We start from the raw sequence: 19707 nt of genomic DNA, 5'->3' as shown, positions 1-19707 counted from the left end.
ACCACGTTTGTCCTGTTGTGTTGCAAATCATTTTCCCGTACACCGTTGCTGGACCAGGCGAAGCATCTGCATCAATTCCAATGTTAAATGTGTATGTTTCATAGTATCCATCGTTGTCTGCATCAGTTCCATACACTAAACTGTTAATGATACCATAAACCGCGTACGTATTGTTCACAATGTAATCCGCTTTCACAGGTTCCCCTGTTACTGTTGCGTCGGACGCTAACAATGTTGTTTTCGTTGAGTTCCATATCTCCACAGTGAAATCTAAATTTGTATTGCCCGTTACGTATCCCGAAAAATCACTTTGAGAAAATGGAAAATATTTATAATCTGTTGTTGTGCCGGTAACTGTCCATGAACTTTGAGACCACCACGTTTGTCCTGTTGTGTTGCAAATCATTTTCCCGTACACCGTTGCTGGACCAGGCGAAGCATCTGCATCAATTCCAATGTTAAATGTGTATGTTTCATAGTATCCATCGTTGTCTGCATCAGTGCCATACACTAAACTGTTAATGATACCATAAACCGCGTACGTAGTTTTATTGGAATTTGAAATGTTTTTTTTAGTAATTATAATGTTGGAAGAATCTTGTACGCTTTGTTTGATTCCTTCTTTGGGTGCTTTTGTTTCTTTAATTTCCGGCATTATTTTGACTTCAGGAATACCGTTATAAGTGCTTTGAATACCTTGTTTGATTCCTTCCTTGGGTGCTTTTGTTTCTTTAATTTCCGGCATTATTTTGACTTCAGGAATACCGTTATAAGTGCTTTGAATACCTTGTTTGATTCCTTCTTTGGGTGCTTTTGTTTCTTTAATTTCCGGCACTATTTTGGCTTCTGGAAAACCTTTGAAAATGTCAGGTACAAAGTGTTTTATTAGTTCTATTTTAGGGTTCTTATTACCACCGTTTTTTTCACCCTGGGAAAAAGAAGTTATAGCAAGTAATAAAAAAAATGATATAATGAATAGAATTACGTTTTTCATAATTTTTCTACGAATGAATTGTGAATTGATATTGAATGAATTAGAAAATACTTGTTTATATGTTATATTCCTTACAATTAAGGTCTGTTGCAGAAAATACTTTAATTTTTTTTTCGCTTCCCCTTACCCATTCCCCATCCCCTGCGGCGGGGTCGTAGGAGTTGTAGCATGCGGCGGCTCGTTGTTGTCGCTATCAGCGCCGGAACCTGCGGGCTTCAAACGGGCGCGCAAACGTATCGAAACATTATTCTCACAACTCTGCGACCAATTCTTAATCCGAAGAAATTATGCTAAATCGTTTCTGGGTTTCAAAACGCGTATACTCTCCAAACTTACTGCGTTGACGATGGCGCAATATTTTAACAAGTTTTTCAACGAGAAACCCATCAATCACATTAAATATGCCCTTACCTAATTCACACAACGGGTGTTCAATACTATTATGCGAGAAAATAAATTATTGTTTTTCATAAAAATATCTTTCGGTATAATTGTGGTTAAAAATGTGTGATTAAAATAATTTTGAGTAATAGTGAATTTCAAAACAAAAATTTCTTTTCTATTTTTTCTGTCGCTATATATATTATTTCATCGAAAAACGTTCTATCAGAAAAATATTTTCTAATTTTTCATCTTTTTTTTATAAAAATAAAAAGCCCGCTTTTTCAGGGCGGGCTTTTGGGTGCAAATCGCAAAAAAGCATAACATTCTGCGATTACAATCGCAAAATGTTATGATTTTATAAGAAATTATTTACAGCGGTTGTTTGATGCGTTCAAGATATTTTTTATTCATCGTGGGTTCACTGATAAATTTCTCACCATCCCAATAGCGTAGTGAATTTTTAACTTCATTCCAGAAATGTGTATCGAGTGCAAAATGTATTCTTTTTTCTTCCGTTAATCGTTTAAATGTAGCTAATGTTTGGTCTCCCGGCGCAATATCCACCAATTGCATTTTATCATTCAGCGTGTATAAAAATCCAAATGGTCCAAGTTTCTCATTCCCTTCGTGAAGATATAAAATAAAATGACCTTTCTTTCCATAAAATATTTTCTCCGGAGTATTATAGGGATTAAAAGAAGTAAGCGCATTGAGTTTTGTCGGAGGCAGGAGAATATAAAATAATGCATTGCCTTCGGGAATTTCGGCAGGATAATATGCTTTCGTTGCAGGAGCAGCACCGTAAAAATGAGTCGGTTCAAGGACAGACACATACACTGACGCATAAGAATTATTTATCCCTGTAATAAGCAACCGTTGTTTGCCGCTCGCACTTTCGGTAATGGGAAAAATAAAACTCACGCTTCCGGAATTCCAGAAACACTGAAGTTCCTTCCCATCCAGAGAACTGATTTCGAGAAGTTTCCCAGGAAAATAAAGTTCACTGTTTGTTGCTACAAATATCTGGTTTCGTTGTAATTCTTCATTATACAGAAGAAGAATTTGGTCAATTCTCCATCGTGCGAACGCCGTAAAAGATTTGTCGCCGAATGCAACAGTTTTTCCCATCCCTGCTGTCCACCGCAAAAATCCCTGACTATTAAAACAGGAAACGGTATCCTGACACAAGTCAGTATTATCAACAGTTCCTCTCACAAGCACTTCATTTCGTCCGTCATTATCAATATCTCCCGTGGCAATGAGCCGCTCATTATAAAAAGTAAATGATTCCATACTGTTGCCATCCTGCAACCCAAATATAGTTTTCTGCCAAAGCGTATCCCGTTTTTTATTATAGACCGTTAGGACATTGTTTTCGACTTTTGCGTAATCAGGATTTATATCCTTGGGCATCGGTTTTACAACATAAAATAACACCGCAAGCAATCCAAATGCAAATGATGCGCTTCCTCCAAACTGTATCGGGTGCTCAAATGCAAATTCTTTCAGTCGTACAAGAAATGTTTTCTTAGGAACAACAACTTCTGCATATCCCCGGAATACTTCTATTTTATCTTTTGGCACTTCCAATAAACGCTGTTGCGGTATTTGTTTGGAGAAAAGTTCTCTTGCTAATTGCTCCTCATCTTTTGTTGGTGCGAGTTGCAGTTGTTCGTCAAGTTCTGCATAAAAATTGCTGAGTTGTTCAAAATTTTTTTTGCAGGAATAACACTCGCTCACGTGATTTTCGAGCGAGAGAATTTCTTTGGGAGAAAATTCCCCGCGCGCAAGGAAGTACGTTTCGAGTTGTATGTCGGTTAAATGCGCCATTCGTTGTGTTCAGTGTGTACTATATATTATTTCGTCAGAAAATTGTTTTTCAGAAAAAAATTATACTTCTTCATCAAAATATGATTGCAATTCTCTTCTCATCAGTTTTTGTAAATAATCCATTTTCTTTGCAATGCGTGCATAATACGTTTCGTCATTCATCGGAATGTATGTGGTACAATATTCTTTCATTGGGAGTACTTCCTGCGATGATTTTGCATCTTCGAGCCAATCGCGCAATGCACAAAAAAGTCCTTCCGCTTCGTTTTTGGTTAATTTGCCTGTTAAAAGATATTTCGTAAAAATTTTTTCTTTCAACAAATTCAGTGTTTTCCGGAGAGCGGCTTCCAATTCAAATTCTGTTGTATAATCGGAGACAGCAGGAAAAACGTTTCCACCGTTTTCATCTTCGCTTTTCTCGGGCAACATTTCTACTTCTGCAGGAAATCCTTTCTTCATTATCTGAACGACTGTATTCAAAGGAAGCGCACGCGAATACATATTTTGTTGTGTCAGTATCGTAAAAAGTTTTTGCAAAAGATGTTCAGTTGTTCGTTTGCCATCAAGAGAAATTAAAAATTGTTGTTGTAATTGTTCAACCGGGAAAACTTCGAGATGACGTAACGGGTCTGCGCCGGAAGGATGAAGAATCATTCCTGAATATTCCCGAACAGCAGTAAAATGGTTTGTTCTTTTTATCGTTTCCGTGATGTTCTTTTTTATATGTGCGCCGGCATTATCGTACAACGCATATAAACGCGCAAGATGAATATCAGCACATCGCAGTAAAAAAGATTTGTAGTGAAGAAAAATTTCTTTTGCCGAAGTATGTTCCACTTGCGCAGGAAGATTGGCAAGACAATGATTGATGCGGATAAATTCATTTCGGGAATTCCTTGCAAAAAAATCTGCAATACAATCGTACGCCAGTTCTTGTTCTGAAATTCCTGCTTTTTCGCACAAATGCGCATAAGAAACCCGATGACTATGGAGATGCGCGAGAAACAACGAAACGGAAAAATGCACAAGCGCCGATTGTTCGGAAGGTGAAAGTGTTCCTTGCTGTAATGCGAGAAGATACGCTTTGAGTTGTTCCAATTCTTGTTCTTTCACAGTGTCGGTTCACGAAGTTCGCATTTGAGGAAGCCATTTAATTTCCTCTCGTCCTTCTAAATGATTTGCCCATCGCGCGAGGACAAAAATAAAATCGGAAAGCCGATTGAGAAATACGACGACGGTATCGCCTATTTTTTCTCGTTCCGCAAGCATAACAGTAATTCGTTCCGCTCTTCTGCATACAGTTCGCGCAAAGTGCAGATGCGATGCAAGTCCGCTTCCGCCGGGAAGAATGAAACTGCGCAATGGTTCAAGTTGTGGTTCTATGGAATCAATATACTTTTCGAGCATCTCAACATCTTCATTCGAAATGCGATGCACTTTCGCCGTTGCATCAAACGGTGTTGCTAAATCAGCGCCGAGCACAAACAGTACTTCTTGCATTTCTTCCAACATTTCTTCCAGTTCTTCGGGGGGCCACATCGAACGGCAAATTCCGATGATGGAATTCAGTTCATCAATTGTTCCGTACACTTCAAGACGAAGCGACGATTTGGAAATTCTTTTCCCTCCGTACAGCGATGTTTCGCCTTTGTCGCCGGTTTTTGTATAGATTTTCACGTTGCGTTTTAATGAATCAAGAATCTACTAATTACAAATAACTGTCATTAGTCATTGGTAATTCGTCATTCGTAGGAAGAAATTATTTTATAGAATTTGCGAACTCATAATAATAATGCGCCGATGTTCTGATTCCGCCGAAGAAGTTATCGAGATTGATGAACTCATTGGGAGCGTGTGCATTTTCATCGGGCAAACCGAATCCGAGCAACACAGTATCAAGTCCGAGAATTTGTTTGAACTGCACAACAATCGGAATAGAACCGCCTTCGCGTTGATACAACGGTTTTTTTCCGAATCCTTTTTCGAGTGCAGTTACTGCCGCTTGAACTGCCGGGGAATCAATCGGAGTAATCGCCGCTTCTCCGCCGTGCAGAAATTTTACGCCAACAGTTACAGTTTTCGGTGCGATTTTTCGGAAATGTTTTTCAAAAAGTTTTGCCATCTTTTGCGAGTTTTGGTCTGCAACGAGTCGCATAGAAATTTTTGCAAATGCTTTTGCCGGCAGTACCGTTTTCGCTCCTTCGCCTGTATATCCTCCCCAAATGCCATTACATTCCAACGTCGGTCGCGCCCAAACTCGTTCGAGCGATGTAAATCCTTTTTCGCCGTAGAGTTCTTTAACGCCAAGTTCTTTCGCATATTCTTTTTCTTTGAACGGAAGTTTTGCAAACGACGCGCGTTCTTCTTTCGAAAGTTTGCGAACGTCATTGTAAAATCCGGGAATCGTAATGCGTCCGTTTTTATCGTGCAACGATGCTATCATTTCGCACAATGCCTGAATCGGATTATGCACAGAACCACCGAATGAACCGCTGTGCAAATCGCCTTTGGGTCCTGTTACTTCTACTTGCATATATGAAAGTCCGCGTAAACTGTAGCAAATCGAAGGCACACCTTTTTTAAACATTGACGAATCGGAAATCAACACGATATCTGCTTTCAACATATCTTTATGTTCTTTTACGAATGGTTCGAGATGTTCGCTGCCGATTTCTTCTTCGCCTTCAAAAATTATTTTGATGTTGCACGGAAGGTTACCTTCATTTGTTAACACTGCTTCGAGTGCTTTCATATGAATGAAGATTTGTCCTTTATCGTCGGCAGTTCCGCGCGCATATAAATTTCCGTCGCGTTCTGTCATTTCAAACGGCGGCGTTTTCCATAAGTTCACCGGGTCTTCAGGTTGAACGTCGTAATGTCCGTATAAAAGAATTGTCGGTTTTCCCGGAGCGTTTAACCAATCGGCATACACCACAGGATGTCCTGCTGTTGGCATAATCTTGATGTTATTCATTCCGATAGATTTCAAATGATTGGAAATCCAATCAGCGCAACGTTTCATTTCGTTGCTGCGTTGCGGTTGCGAACTCACACTCGGAATGCTGATAAGTTCTTTAAGTTCGTTGAGATAACGCTGTTTGTTTGTTTCTATAAATTGCAAAACGCTTTTCATAAAAATGCTAAATAGAATTTAGAAATTGTAAAAAAAATTTATCTGCAACACCGCAAAACGTAATGAACATTTACATCGGTGCGACGTATGTAAAAAAAGAGAAATTACTTTTCGAATAATTCGTTTGCCGATACGATTTTGAACGCATCGTTGTTGATGTTCAACAGGTATTGAACAATATCTTTATCTTCTTCTAAAATGGCATCGGGGACTTTTGTTGCGTACTGAATCGGCGACACGGCGTTATTTAATATTTTTTCCTTTAATTCATTTGCATTTTGCGCAACAATGGCAACTTTTACATTTTGATACTGCAAGTATTTTTTTATGGCTTTGTTCACATCTGCGACGGATAATTTCTTCAGTTCTTTTTCAATTTTATCAATGAAAAAATCCGTGCCGTAAAACTTTGAATCCATTTCAAAACCAAGTCTGCGGTTTTGCGTTTGCACCCAAAGTTTTGAATAGTTGATAACAAAATCTCGCGACGTTTCAAACTGTTCTTTCGTCAAACCTTTTTCGCAGAGAATTTTCAGTTCACGCATTGCTTCGCGCAAACTAAAATGCGCATCTTCCGGTTTTGTCGGTCGAATCCACACGCTGAAAAATTGCTGTCGTCGCGGAATGTTCGGAATGAAAAATCTGCTTCCGCCTTCCTGAATAAAATTTTCGATGTACGAATAATCACCGTAATTTATTCCTCGGTCGCCGCGAATTTTGTTCATCAAGACACCGTTGAATGTGCGATGTTCGCCGAAATAGGAATTCACGACCATCAACGCATAGAAATCGTTTTCCGCTCGCGTTACTTCAATCGGGAAACCGAAAGAAATTGCCGTGGCGCGCGCAGGTTTTTCAACGATTGTTACTTCGATATCGCGAATCGCTTTGGGTTTGGGAAGCGGAACAACGGTTACGGCACCTTTCGGAAGTTGTGAAAAATCATTTTTCACTTTTTCCACAAATCCTATTGGATAATCTCCTGCAATTCCTATCGTGAGTTGCGACTGCGTGAACATTGATTGATAATATAATTTCACATCTTCGAGCAATATTGCCGTAATGCCCTGTACGGTTCCGTTCACGGTGGTCCCGTACGGATGTTCGTCATACAACATTGATTGCAGCGCTTGCTTCCCGAGTTCTTCATCGTTGATGCTGCGAAGATTGTTCGTTAAATAATTGATTGCATCGTCTTTTACACGATGGAAATCTTCCGAATCGAATCGCGGATGCAACAGCAAATCGGAAAATATTTTGTAGAAATTTTCCAAATGGTCGCGATGCACATTTCCGATAAATGTCGTTACTTCTTTATCCGGTTGAACATCAATTGCGGCAGCCCACGGATACATTTTTTCAATGACTTGCTTAAACGTAAGCTCTTGCGTTCCTCCTTGTGCAAGAAGAAATGATGTAAGCGCATTGATGCCTTCTTTTCCATTTATGTCGTTAATGGAACCGATACGAAATTGAATGCGAAAAGCAATGAGGGGAGATTTGCTCGGCATTTCGACTGTTTTTATTGTGTTGGAAATTGCTGTCGTTGTCATAACAAGGATTGCTAAAAAAAGAATTAGGTGTTTCATTTTTGTTCCTCCTCTTGCGTCAACGTGAGTACAGTTCTGTTTTCTTTGGTAAAATATTTTTTGGCGATGCGCATGATATCTTCTGCGGAAACGTTTTCATACAGTTGATACACGCGGTTCACACTTTCCACATCCCCGGTGAGTTGTAAATAATTTCCCAACGTGAGAGCAATGGCGTCCGCCGTGTTCATTCGCATTGCAAAACTGTATTTCAAGTGCAATTTAACGTTTTGCAAACGCTCAAGAGAAACAGGCGTTGATTTTGCTTCTTCGAGTGTTTTGTAAATTTCGTCGCGGACTTTATCAATGTTTGTTTTGTCTTTGATGCGTGTGAGAATCGTGAACATTCCTGGGTCTCGCTGGTCTTGTGCGCTTCCGTCAACAAATTCCACCAATTGCTCTTCGACAACAAGTTTTTGAAACAGCGGCGAACTTTCCGAAAAATATAATTGCGAAAGCACATCGAGCGTTGGCATATCAATTTCTTTATCGCTGAATGCGGGACCGTGATACCCGAGCATCAGCATAGGCAACGTGCGCGATTTCCACGGCAATGAGATAATTTTTTCTTCGGTTTGCGGTGGCTCTTGCGGAATTTCTACGTTGGAGTTTCCTCGTTTCCAATCGCTATAATATTTTTTCGCGAGCGATTCAACCTTTTTCTGCTCGAAATCGCCGACGATGACAACAATGCAATTTCCCGGACGATAATATCTGTCGAAAAATTGCAGACTGTATTCATATTGATTCGGCATATCCTGAATATCTTTTAGAAATCCCATCGTTGTGTGTTTGTATGTGTGTCTTGTGTACGCTGCATCTTGTAATTTCTCGAACATCGTCATTATCGGGTTCGAATAGTTTTTATTGTATTCTCCAAGAATAGCGCCTGCTTCTGTCTTAAAATCATCAACGGTATATTGTAAATTCTTGAATCGGTCGCTTTCAATATCGAACATTGTTTCGAGAGCGCCGGAACTTGCAACGAGATGATAACACGTCCAATCATCCGTGGTAAATGCGTTTGCGTCGCTGCCGATTTTTTTGACAATATCGTTATACGCTTGCGTGGAATATTTCTCTGTTCCGCGAAACATCATATGTTCAAAAAAATGTGCAAAGCCGGATTTTCCCTCTTCCACTTCATTGCGCGAACCCGTACGTACAACGGTATAATATGCAACAATTCCAGGGCTTTCGTACGGAATGGAAATAATCGTCAAACCATTGTCGAGAACAATTTTGTTGACGGGAAAAGGAAAAATTTTTGAATTATCTGCGGCGTACGTCGTGGTTACAAAGGCAAAAAACAACGGTGCCGCAAGTAGTAAGATGAACAGTCGAAGCATTTCAAACTCCATATAGTGAAAAAATTTTGGGCAAAAAGATACGTCGAAACGAGAGGAATTACAAATGTAGTACCGCTCGAATATTTATTCTGTCGCGGAAGCTAATATATAATCCTTGGGAGCCGATACGCGCGGTTTTAGGGGTGTTCAGTTTAATATCGCTTATCGGTGTTACGGCACCTCAAAAGCAAAATAATTTAGGAGAAAAATATTAAGAAGTTTACTCAAAACTCCACCGTTATTTTTCGTTTCTCAAATAAATTCCATAGCGCATTTTTTTCTTTGTCTGAAAACATTGCACCGACAAACGAAAACGGGTTCAATCCGCCGCTGGGAACACGATAAAATTTTACCGAGCATTCGTCTCCAAGTTCTGTTTCTTTTTTAACATATTGAACCGCATCATACAATCCGCCAAATTCATCAATCAGATTTTTCTCTTTTGCTTTTACACCCGTCCAAATTCGTCCTTGCGCATGTTCGCGAACATCGGCTTCTTTGAGTTTTCTCCCTTCCATAATACGTTGCAAAAATCCTTCATAAAAAACATTCAGCGCATTTACCAATAATTTTTCTCCTTCGGGATTGGGTGACTCGTACAGATTCAATACGTTTGAATATGTTCCGCGCGAAAAATTTTTCTCCCAAATATCGAGTGTGTCAAAAAGTTCGTAGTAGTACGGAATTTGAGAAATCACTCCTATGCTCGCAGTTAATGTTGCCGGATTTGCAAATATTTTTGCGCCCGTGCAGGAAACATAATATCCGCCGCTCGCTGCCAAACTTCCCATCGAAACAACTACAAGTTTTTTCTCCCGAACTTTTTGTATAGTTCGATAAATGTCATCGGAAGCAATACCATCGCCGCCGGGAGAATCTACGCGGAGAATTATCGCTTTTACGTTGTCATCTTCCATCGCATTTTCCAATTGCTCCGATACTGTTTTCGAACCCGATGAACGCTCGCGCGAAAGAAACGGCAACGGAATTCCTCCCGGTGATAGACTTTCTCCCTGCGTAATTCCACCGTACACACCAATGACAGCAATCGTTGGCATTTCATTCCACGATGCATTCCAATGTTTTCTCTCGCTCATCGAAACTGTTTCAATATCGTCTGCATTGATTTCCGCAACTTCGCCGTTTTCCCACATCTGATACGGCGATGAAACCATATTGTACAATAATTTTTTCGCATCTTCGTACCATCCGATTTCATCAATAATTTTTGCAGATTTCGCTTGCTGCGGATACATGATGCCGGAAAGTGTGTCTATTGCTTTTTCATCCACGTGATTTTTTCTTCCTTCTTTCATTTGCCGAATCATTTCTGCGTACAAATCATCGGCAATCGTATTGAGTTCTTCTACTTTCCACGGGGAAAGCGTATCGCTCATACTGTTCAATGCGGATTTGAATTTTCCCGCAGTGTACGTACGCATATCAACGCCGAATTTTTTCAGCATATATTTGTATTTCAATGAACTGTACGAAATTCCATAGCCAAGAAGAAAACCATATTGGGGCATTACAATGTTATCTGCCGCGCTTGCAAGATATAATTCCTGCAAGGAAGCGAAACTTGAAAGAAACACAACGACCGGTTTTCCGTTTGCCTTCACGCGCTCAATTGCATTCTTCAATTCCTGCACGCCTCCGTTCATTCCGAAAATTGCATACGACGTGGTGAACGGACGAATGTTCAGCAACACGCCACCGATGGATTTATCGTTTGCGGCTTTGTCAAGTTCTGCAATCACTGTTTGCAAACCTTGTTTCCCTTCGGAAAAAATATTTCCGGGTTCGTCGAAATCATCGTACTCTCCTTCAATAGTTATTTCCGCAAGCAATGCGCTTTGTGGAAAAATAGTTTGCTGAATATCATTTGAAAAATGCAATGCAAGCGATGTTCCCGGAATATAATTTTTTCCCGTTGTTGTTGAAGCGAAAATGGATGCCTGAGAAAAATCTATTCGCAAACCAACGGAATACAATTTCGCGGGAAGAGCGGCAAACGAAGAATTTTTATCATCGTGATAACTTGCAAGGATGTGAATTCCCGGGAAAATTTTTACATCCATTCCTGCGTGAAGATGGGCTTTCGAAAAATTTCCCGAAGTGCTTTTCGCATCGAAGAATAGCGAAACAACATCGGTATTTGTTGGACGAATGCCAACGCCTAGGATTTGCTGTCGCGCAAACGTGAACGCAGAAATGGAAGGAACGTTGAAATTTTTTACGACGTACGAAAGCGAAAACATTCTTGATGGACGCACAAGAAAACCGATATTCGATAACGTTGCTTCTTCGCTTTTATGAACAAAAAAATCCGCAGTATATCCGAACGAGAATGATGAAGAACCAACACCAAAACCGAATCCATACAAATCCGCTGAATTTTTTACGTTGGTATCGTACGCTTTGCGATAACTTGCTCCGAAGTTCGTAAAGAGAAACGGCGCTTGCACAAAAAAATTATGCTCGAGAAAATTTCCTTCACGGAGAAAATTTGTGTACCACAAATCTGTGCCGTGTTCAATACCAAGCGTTGCAGGATTTGAAACACTTCCGATTGCACCGTCAACTCCGGCGGAAAATTGCCAATCATTGATGGAGGAATTGAACGCGCGCTCGTAGTGTGTTTGAGAAAATAATAGTGATTGGAATATAAAAAGTGAAAAAATTATTTTGCGTTGCTTCATTGTATTATTGTTTTAAGAATTATGCTTGAAAAAAGTGAAGAAGAAGTACGACGATTTTTATGTTTCTTAGCGCATTGAGTAGAGATTTTCTTAGAATAAAGGTTTTATTCCCATTTGCAGTGAAAAAAAATTCAACGGTAGTTTAACCTTGCATGCTTTCCTGTTGCGTCTTATTTCAACAGCACAAACTTTTTCGTTTCCGAAAAATTATCGGCAGTGAGTTTATAAAAATAGATTCCGCTTGACAATCCACTCGCATCGAACTGAACTTCGTGCATTCCTTCTTCTATTTCTTCATTATTCAAAAGCGTTGCAACTTCTTGACCGAGAACGTTGTAGATTTTCAACGTTGTTTGTAAGGGCAATTCATGAATTGCCCCTACGGGAATTTCAAATCGAATCGTGGTCGTAGGATTAAACGGATTGGGATAATTTTGTTCCAAAGAAATTTCTGACGGCGTTTCCGTGTATCCTCTTGTTGCAACAAAAAGTTCGTTACTTTTCACAGAGGGTAATTCTTTCACCAAGCCAACTTCGGATGCTGTTTTATATCCCATCATTTTTACCGCATACGGATTTTTGCTCACAACAACTCCAACAGAATCTATTTTGTAGTTCGTGCTGTCGAATGTTGCCGAAGCAAATCGTTCGTTCAATTGTTTCAAGATAGAAGTCGTAAATGTTCCGATTTGTGTGTATTCGGTGCTTGTTAAAATATTGAACGATTGCCAGTACGTCATCACGGTATCAAAATAATTTGCAATGTTGCGCAACGGCACGTTTTGCAAATTTCTACCGAATAATGTGAACATTGTATCTAGCACTAAATCACCGAATCGCTTTCCTGGATTATTCGTATCAACGATAACATTCGTGTCGCTTGCGATGATATTCAAGCGAAACAACACTCCTTGTTCCCACGCAGGATTATCGTAGGTTTTTCTATCGGGTTTCAACGCTTTCGTCAGTTTTTTATCCGACTTTCCGGAAATGCGGAGATAGTCAATCGGATACGTTGTTGCATTATGCGCGCTTGAATACAGTTTTCCCAAATCGCCCGCTTTCTTGTAATAAATCCACGCATACTTTTTCGCAGAATCTTTTGTCGGTTGCGCAACTCCAAGAAATGTTGTCCCGAGTTTTCCAATTTTCTTGAAAACATTTTCTACCGCAGTTTGGGTGTTTGGTCGTACGCTGAGTACTCCTTTTTTATACTTTACCTTTGTTGCTTTCGTGTACATATCAACGGTCGCCTTGAATGTTCTGTACTTTGCAGAGCCGGGATAATTCCCAAAATTCAAATTCGATGAAGTCGTTCCCGAAGTTACCGTTACAAGATACGAACCATTATTTGCAGGAAGCGTCTGCGTCCATCCTGCTTGCTGCGATTCGCTCACCGTATAATTTCCTGCTTTCAAATTTGTGAACGAATAATTCCCGCTTCCATCCGTCGTTGTTGAATCGGTTTTTGCGCCGCTGATTTTTATTTTCCATCCGGAAATTCCAACATCATTCGAATCCTTTGTGCCGTTGCCGTTTACATCGTTGAACTTCATTCCGCTGATACTTCCGTATTGGAAATTTCCGAAATCAACGCCCGTAACATATTGTCCCGCGGCAAGAGTTAAATTATATCCGCTTTGATTGCTTGGCAACGTTTGCACATATCCGTTTTGCTGTTCCAAACTTACGAGATAGCCGCCTGGTTGCAGATTGATGAAAGAGTAATAACCGTTTGCATCCGTATTCATCGAATCAATTTTTGCGCCGGTAATTTTTATTTTCCAGTTTTGCAAACCGCTTTCTCCAACGTCTTTTATGCTATCGCCATCAGTGTCGAGAAATAATGTTCCCGCCATAGATGAAAGCGCAATGACGGTAAACGTTTGTGCGTTCGATTCTCCACCCGCGGGAGCAGGATTGAAAACAGTAACCGTAAATGTTCCAGCGGTATCAATATCGGAAGAGAGAATTTCTGCCGAGAGTTGTGTTGGTCCTAAATACGTTGTTGTTTTGTCGGAACTGTTGAAACGAACTACGGATGCGGGAATAAAATTTGTTCCTGTTACGGAAATCGTAAATCCGGATTCATTTGCATATTTGCTTGTTGGATTGATAGAAGTTGTTGTTGGCACAGGATTATCCGCCGTATGCCCAATTTGGAAATCGCTGAAAGAAGTAGCACCAATAACCTGTGTTGATGTTACCGTTTTTGTTCCTACGGTAAGATTAGACCAAACAACACCGTCATATTTTTTTACAATAAAACTATCGGGATTGACTCCGGGATCTTTGTCGCCGGCAACAAAATTAAACACGGCATTGTACGTATCGAACACAATATTTTGATTCGTGAGTGTCCAAAAGCGATTGACGCTTCGCTCGGAACGAATGTTTGCGCTTCCGATAAATTGATGGTCGCCTTGTGTTGTGCTTGCAACGAGTTCGCCGCCGCTGGTAACGTTCGTGAAGGAAACGGTTACTGGAGCATAGTTGCTCGCGTCGCCAATTTCAAACGAAGAAGAAGCGTTTCCGGTTGAAAATGTTTTCTGCAAATTTCCGTTCACGTGTCCATTTGTTCGAGAAATTGAGCCGGAAGATGTAAGAATAACTTTTGGTGCGGAAGTCGTTGTTATTATTCCATTGGTAAATGTTAGCGTTCCGCTAATTTTCATATTATCGCCGAGAGAGGCACCATTCGCATCGTTGAGTTCAACATTTTTAAACGTACCTGTTCCAGAAATCGAATGAGAAGAAGAACCGCCGCTGATTAAAATTTTTCCCGTTCCGGAAAGAGTAACATTGTTGATGATTTGTCCTTTTGCTGTGAGAGTAAAACCACCATCGTTAATATTTCCGGAAGAAAAGTTAGTTAGTCCGTTCACAGAAAAATCGTTCTCGAATGTTGGATTTCCACTCCCGATGATGTGCAAAGTCCCGTACGTAACCGCGGAAATAGTTTGACTCTCGCCGTAATATTCAACAGCTCCCGTATTGCTGAACGAATATGTGTTGAAATTGGCTGGTAAAGAATTACTTCCTCCAATTCGAAATATTGCTCCGCTTGCAACGCTAACCGTGCCTCCAACAACAGAACTTCCTCTGTCTGCAATATAGATTCCCAAATCGAGTGTTCCTGCGTTCACGGTAATATTTCCATCGCCTGAGGTTGACGAATTTAAATCGGGCAAATCGCCAACAAGCGTTTTTGTTCCGCTCCCGCTGATACGAAGCGTAGAATACGAAAGCGTATTTTTGATGGACTGATTTCCGTTAGCGGCATAATCAACGATACTTCCCTGATTTGTTGAAGTAGTGAGAAAAGAAAAATACGTACTGTCAAATGCGCTCCCACGCACATAAACAGTGCCAGCAACTTGCAACGATGCTGTTCCTGCTCCGCTGATACGAATACTGCTTGTGTTCACATCAAGAACCCCGTTCACGGTAAGCGTTCTGTTCACTGTTGTATTGTTATTCACAATGACTGTTGTTCCGGAATTCACGGTAACTTTGTTGAACGTTGTTGTTCCCGAAATCGTTTGGGAGGAACCGTTAAAAACAATCGTTGCATTGGTTTGTGTTGACGTGTACGTTCCCGTGTTGCTCCAGTTTCCCGTTAAAGAAATTGGATTTGATGCAGAACTGGCAGAGTGTGTAATTGTTCCCAAGGAGCCAATCGTAATATTTCCGCTGACGGTAAGCGCATTATTTCCTGTTGTGAGTATTGTAGAAGCCGTTGTGGCTTGGCTGTTTCCAATCGCTAACGATTTGCAAACCGAAGCGCCAACGAGCGAAGGTTGATTGGGTCCGTTAAAGTTTCCATCACCGATTACTGCATCAACGGAAGCAGTCGGAACGCCATTGGTCCAGTTTGCGGCGTTGCTCCATTGCGTGTTTGTTCCTCCAATCCACGAGGTTGATTGAGAAAAAAGAGTTTGCGGAGCGATGAAAAACAAACTCATGGTGAAAAAAAATAATGGAGTAAATACTGATAGCGAAAAAGAATGTCGCGAAAGTTGTAAATCTTGACGCATAAAAATAACTTTCAAATTGTGTGTTTTGATATTGTAGAGAAAAAATTACAGTTTTATATACAAAATTTTTTTGGCGCTTGCAATATCATTTTGAGAAACCTTCAATTTGAAATTAACACTCTGACTGCGTACTTTTTACCTGCAAAAATTTCCCCTATGCTCAAAGTCAACGAAATATTTTTTTCCATTCAGGGAGAATCATCGAAAAGCGGATTGCCGTGCGTGTTTGTGCGATTGACGGATTGCGATTTACGATGCACGTACTGTGATACCGAATACGCTTTTTTCGAAGGAACAGTAAAAACGATTGAAGAAATCATTGAGGAAGTACAATCGTATCATTGTATGTTGGTTGAAATTACCGGCGGCGAACCATTGCTGCAAAACGATGTACACGAATTGATGAAACGCTTGTGTGATTTGAATTATGAAGTATTGTTAGAAACCGGCGGACATATTCTTGTTGATAGAATTGATTCGAGAGTCAAGAAGATTATTGATATGAAAACTCCTTCGTCGGGAATGATGAAACATAACGAATATAACAATCTCGAACTTGCAACGGTGAACGACGAAATTAAATTTGTCATTGGTACACGTGAAGATTACAATTGGGCAAAATCTCTTATTGCCTCGTATGGTCTTTCGGAAAAACTTACGGTGTTGCTTTCTCCCGTTTTCAACGAACTTTCTCCGCAACAACTTGTGGAATGGATTCTTGAAGACAAATTGAACGTGCGGCTTCAACTTCAACTGCACAAATTTATTTGGAAACCAACGACCCGCGGAGTATAACAATGAATACAAATTTTTCCGAACAGGAATTCCTTCGCTACGCCCGACATTTTATTCTGCCGAAGGTGGGAACAGAAGGACAAATGAAATTGAAATCATCTCGCGTGCTTATTGTCGGAGCAGGGGGGCTTGGCTCTCCGCTTGCAATGTATTTATGCGCCGCAGGAATCGGAACAATCGGCATTGTGGATTTTGATGTTGTTGATTTTTCCAATTTGCAACGGCAAATACTTCACTCAACTTCCAATGTTGGAAAAGAAAAAGTATTTTCCGCAAAAGAAACTCTCACGGCAATAAATCCCGACATCAATGTACAATGTTATCATACAAAACTTACGTCGGAAAACGCGTTGGGCATTTTCAGGAATTATGATATTGTCGCGGACGGAAGCGATAATTTTCCCACGCGCTATTTGGTGAACGACGCATGTGTACTATTGGAAAAACCTCTGGTATATGGAAGTATATTTCGTTTTGAGGGAGAAGTTTCCGTATTCAACACGAATCAGTCGCCGTGCTATCGCTGTCTGCATCCGGTTCCGCCGCCGCCGCATTTAGTTCCGTCGTGTGCAGTAGGAGGTGTGTTTGGCGCGCTTCCGGGAATCATTGGTTCTATACAGGCAACGGAAGTTCTTAAACTTCTGCTCAATATTGGTTCATCGCTCGCTGGAAAAGTTTTGTTTTTTGATGCGATGAAAATGGAGTTTCGCGAACTGTTGCTGAAAAAAAATTTTCATTGTTCCGTTTGCGGAAAAAATCCTTCTATTACGTCACTCATTGATTATGAAGAATTTTGCTCAAAGAAAACAACACAACAATTTTCTGAAATACCAACTATGAACAAGACCGAAATAACGGTGAACGAACTTCAAAAAAAAATCGACGATGTTTTTTTGCTCGATGTTCGCGAACAATACGAGTTTGATATTGTGAATTTAAGCGGATATTTGATTCCACTCAAAGAATTACCGAATCGTATTCACGAACTTGATTCGTCAAAAGAAATTGTCGTTTATTGTCATCACGGAAATCGGAGTTCTTTTGCAATGCAATTTCTCAATCACAAAGGATTTGCCAATGTAAAAAATCTTGTCGGGGGGATAGATGAATGGGCAAGAAAAATTGATACGAATATGAAACGCTATTGAATTTTTAAAAATAAAAAAAACGCAGAGTGCGGTGTCGTGCTGCCATTATCTGCTTCGGTAAAATAGGCGGAAGGAGGACCTAAGTTACCATAAACAAAACCACTCTGCGGGAAAATACTAAAGAGAAAACTTGTTTTTGTTCTCGTTAGCGAATTTTTGCATAAATGCTACTGCTTTTTCGAACTCCATTGTTTTATCGAAAAAATATATTTCACTTGTTCCTGCAAACTCGTAGGACAAACACCGATTTTTTTGTATGTGTTTGTCCTACGTTTACTGCTATGTTTTTTTTCAATTTCAAAACTGTAAATTTGCAACGAAAATTCTCTCTCGATGCATCTTCCGTCAACGTTTTGAAAACTGTTGGTGTGAATGGAGATTTTGCGACAATCCGACAAGCGTTTGATAGCGTCAATGCCGGCGCATTCTCAAACGTACTCGTTCTTTCGCTTCTCGACTCACAATACAACGAACCGCCGCTATTTCTTTCTCCTTCGGAAACTGCGCCGACTTCCGTAATTTTAAAACCTGCAGGTGTGTTTATTCCAACAATAACTATTAATCAATCAACACCAGCAGATACTATCGGAATATTTTTTGAAAATATTCGGCAAATAATTTTATTGAACCTTCATCTTGAAACGCAAAACGCTCTCTGGAATTCTGCGCTCTGTGTTTCTGAGGGAGTTTCTGTTGTTCGACTCGATACCATTTCTCTCAACGGAGGAACTGCGATAACCGGAATAGAAGCCGAAATAACCGAAGATAATTCTGCGCTTATCTTTCGTGCATGCAAAATTTATAATGTAAAGTCGGGAATTTCTGTACGTGGATGGCCGGCGTTTACTCTTCTTCATAGTGAAATCAATCACAACGAAGGAGCGGGAATATTTTTGGAAATGGGATTTGGACGAGTTCGTATCATTGGAAATACACTCATAGGGAATGATGCGGCAGATGCGGGAATTGTCGGAAGCGTGTACAGTCCCTTCTGCGTTATTGACAGCAATACGATTTCCAATTATCAAGTTTCCGGAATCGCGATGGAAGAAATTGACGGCTCTTCGTTTGTTTCAAAAAATATGTTTCATAAAAAATCATCGAACGGCAAACAGCGATTGGAACAATTGAAAACGAATATTGCGAATTCTTTTTCAAAAAAATTACCAACGCGTAATGAACGCCTACAACATTTCAAAAGCAGAAAAAAACACTTGCAAAAACGTACACAAAAAAACTCTGCCGCGAGTTCTCTCTTTGCCATACGTAATAACACGATTACTTTTCTTATTGGCGAAGCAGGAATTAGCGCATTGAGTGTGTATGAAAGCGAAGTAGATATTTCTCATAATTCCATCACCAATCAATATGGAGCGGATGTTGGTATTTACGGCGGGTCGCTCGAAGAAGTTCCTTCCGTAGCGATTGAGCAAAATTTTATACGGAATGTTGCAAATGGAATTTTTGTTGATATTATCTACACAAGCGAAGATGTCGGCAGCGGAACAGTCAACATTAATTCCAATAATATCGAAAGCGGAAACAACGGATTATATTTCCCCGATGTGATTTGCAGACATGCATCAATGAGTATGAACACCGTTCGCGCTGTTACAGAAAAAACTCGTGAACGACGTTCTCCAACGCAACAGAATACTTTTACCGGCGATATTGGCATCTTCACACAAATGGAGGGAGTATTGGAAGCAGATAGCAATAGCATTGAAGGATTTGCTAGCGCGTTCG

General features: G+C 40.2%; 12 protein-coding genes and 1 pseudogene. 4 read left to right on the top strand and 9 right to left on the bottom strand.

Translation table 11 applies throughout. The features are described 5' to 3' along the window. The coding region (locus FJ218_07165; protein MBM4166677.1) for a hypothetical protein at positions 1–835 on the bottom strand (835 nt) is incomplete at its 3' end. Positions 836–1208: 373 nt separating this feature from the next. Between FJ218_07165 and FJ218_07160 the strand changes: the two are divergent. Continuing rightward, positions 1209–1409: pseudogene (locus FJ218_07160) on the top strand (transposase). A 338-nt stretch (positions 1410–1747) separates the two neighbouring features. On the opposite strand, the gene FJ218_07155 reads toward FJ218_07160, so the two are convergent. From FJ218_07155 to FJ218_07120, 8 genes are all read right to left on the bottom strand, one after another. Continuing rightward, on the bottom strand, positions 1748–3208 hold the full coding sequence (locus tag FJ218_07155; GenBank protein MBM4166676.1) for a hypothetical protein: 1461 nt from the start codon (positions 3206–3208) through the stop codon (positions 1748–1750). A 60-nt stretch (positions 3209–3268) separates the two neighbouring features. After that, positions 3269–4321, bottom strand: a complete 1053-nt coding sequence (locus FJ218_07150; protein MBM4166675.1) for a hypothetical protein — start codon at positions 4319–4321, stop codon at positions 3269–3271. Positions 4322–4330: 9 nt separating this feature from the next. After that, positions 4331–4885 carry a cob(I)yrinic acid a,c-diamide adenosyltransferase gene (locus FJ218_07145; GenBank protein ID MBM4166674.1) on the bottom strand — a complete coding sequence of 185 codons (555 nt, stop codon included), beginning with the start codon at positions 4883–4885 and terminating at the stop codon, positions 4331–4333. Positions 4886–4967: 82 nt separating this feature from the next. Further along, complete coding sequence (locus tag FJ218_07140) at positions 4968–6341, bottom strand: dipeptidase (GenBank protein ID MBM4166673.1); 1374 nt, start codon at positions 6339–6341, stop codon at positions 4968–4970. A 104-nt stretch (positions 6342–6445) separates the two neighbouring features. Then, positions 6446–7930, bottom strand: a complete 1485-nt coding sequence (locus FJ218_07135; GenBank protein ID MBM4166672.1) for an insulinase family protein — start codon at positions 7928–7930, stop codon at positions 6446–6448. Beyond that, on the bottom strand, positions 7927–9291 hold the full coding sequence (locus FJ218_07130; GenBank protein MBM4166671.1) for an insulinase family protein: 1365 nt from the start codon (positions 9289–9291) through the stop codon (positions 7927–7929). Before FJ218_07130 ends, FJ218_07135 begins: the two co-directional genes overlap by 4 nt. Before the next feature lie 212 nt (positions 9292–9503). Further along, positions 9504–11981, bottom strand: a complete 2478-nt coding sequence (gene sppA / locus FJ218_07125) for a signal peptide peptidase SppA (GenBank protein ID MBM4166670.1) — start codon at positions 11979–11981, stop codon at positions 9504–9506. 170 nt (positions 11982–12151) lie between these two features. Further along, positions 12152–16018 carry a T9SS type A sorting domain-containing protein gene (locus tag FJ218_07120; protein ID MBM4166669.1) on the bottom strand — a complete coding sequence of 1289 codons (3867 nt, stop codon included), beginning with the start codon at positions 16016–16018 and terminating at the stop codon, positions 12152–12154. Between the two features lie 156 nt (positions 16019–16174). Between FJ218_07120 and FJ218_07115 the strand changes: the two genes are divergently transcribed. From FJ218_07115 to FJ218_07105, 3 genes are all read left to right on the top strand, one after another. Next, positions 16175–16813, top strand: a complete 639-nt coding sequence (locus tag FJ218_07115) for a radical SAM protein (protein ID MBM4166668.1) — start codon at positions 16175–16177, stop codon at positions 16811–16813. Positions 16814–16815: 2 nt separating this feature from the next. Next, positions 16816–17961, top strand: a complete 1146-nt coding sequence (gene moeB, locus FJ218_07110) for a molybdopterin-synthase adenylyltransferase MoeB (protein MBM4166667.1) — start codon at positions 16816–16818, stop codon at positions 17959–17961. 164 nt (positions 17962–18125) lie between these two features. Continuing rightward, positions 18126–19707: right-handed parallel beta-helix repeat-containing protein (locus FJ218_07105; protein ID MBM4166666.1), on the top strand; the 1582-nt coding region annotated here is incomplete at its 3' end.

Source organism: Ignavibacteria bacterium (assembly GCA_016873775.1).
Classification (GTDB): Bacteria; Bacteroidota; Ignavibacteria; order UBA10030; family F1-140-MAGs086; genus JAGXRH01.
The sequence above is the reverse complement of the archived record's forward strand: the minus strand, read 5'-3'. Positions and strand labels throughout refer to the sequence as shown.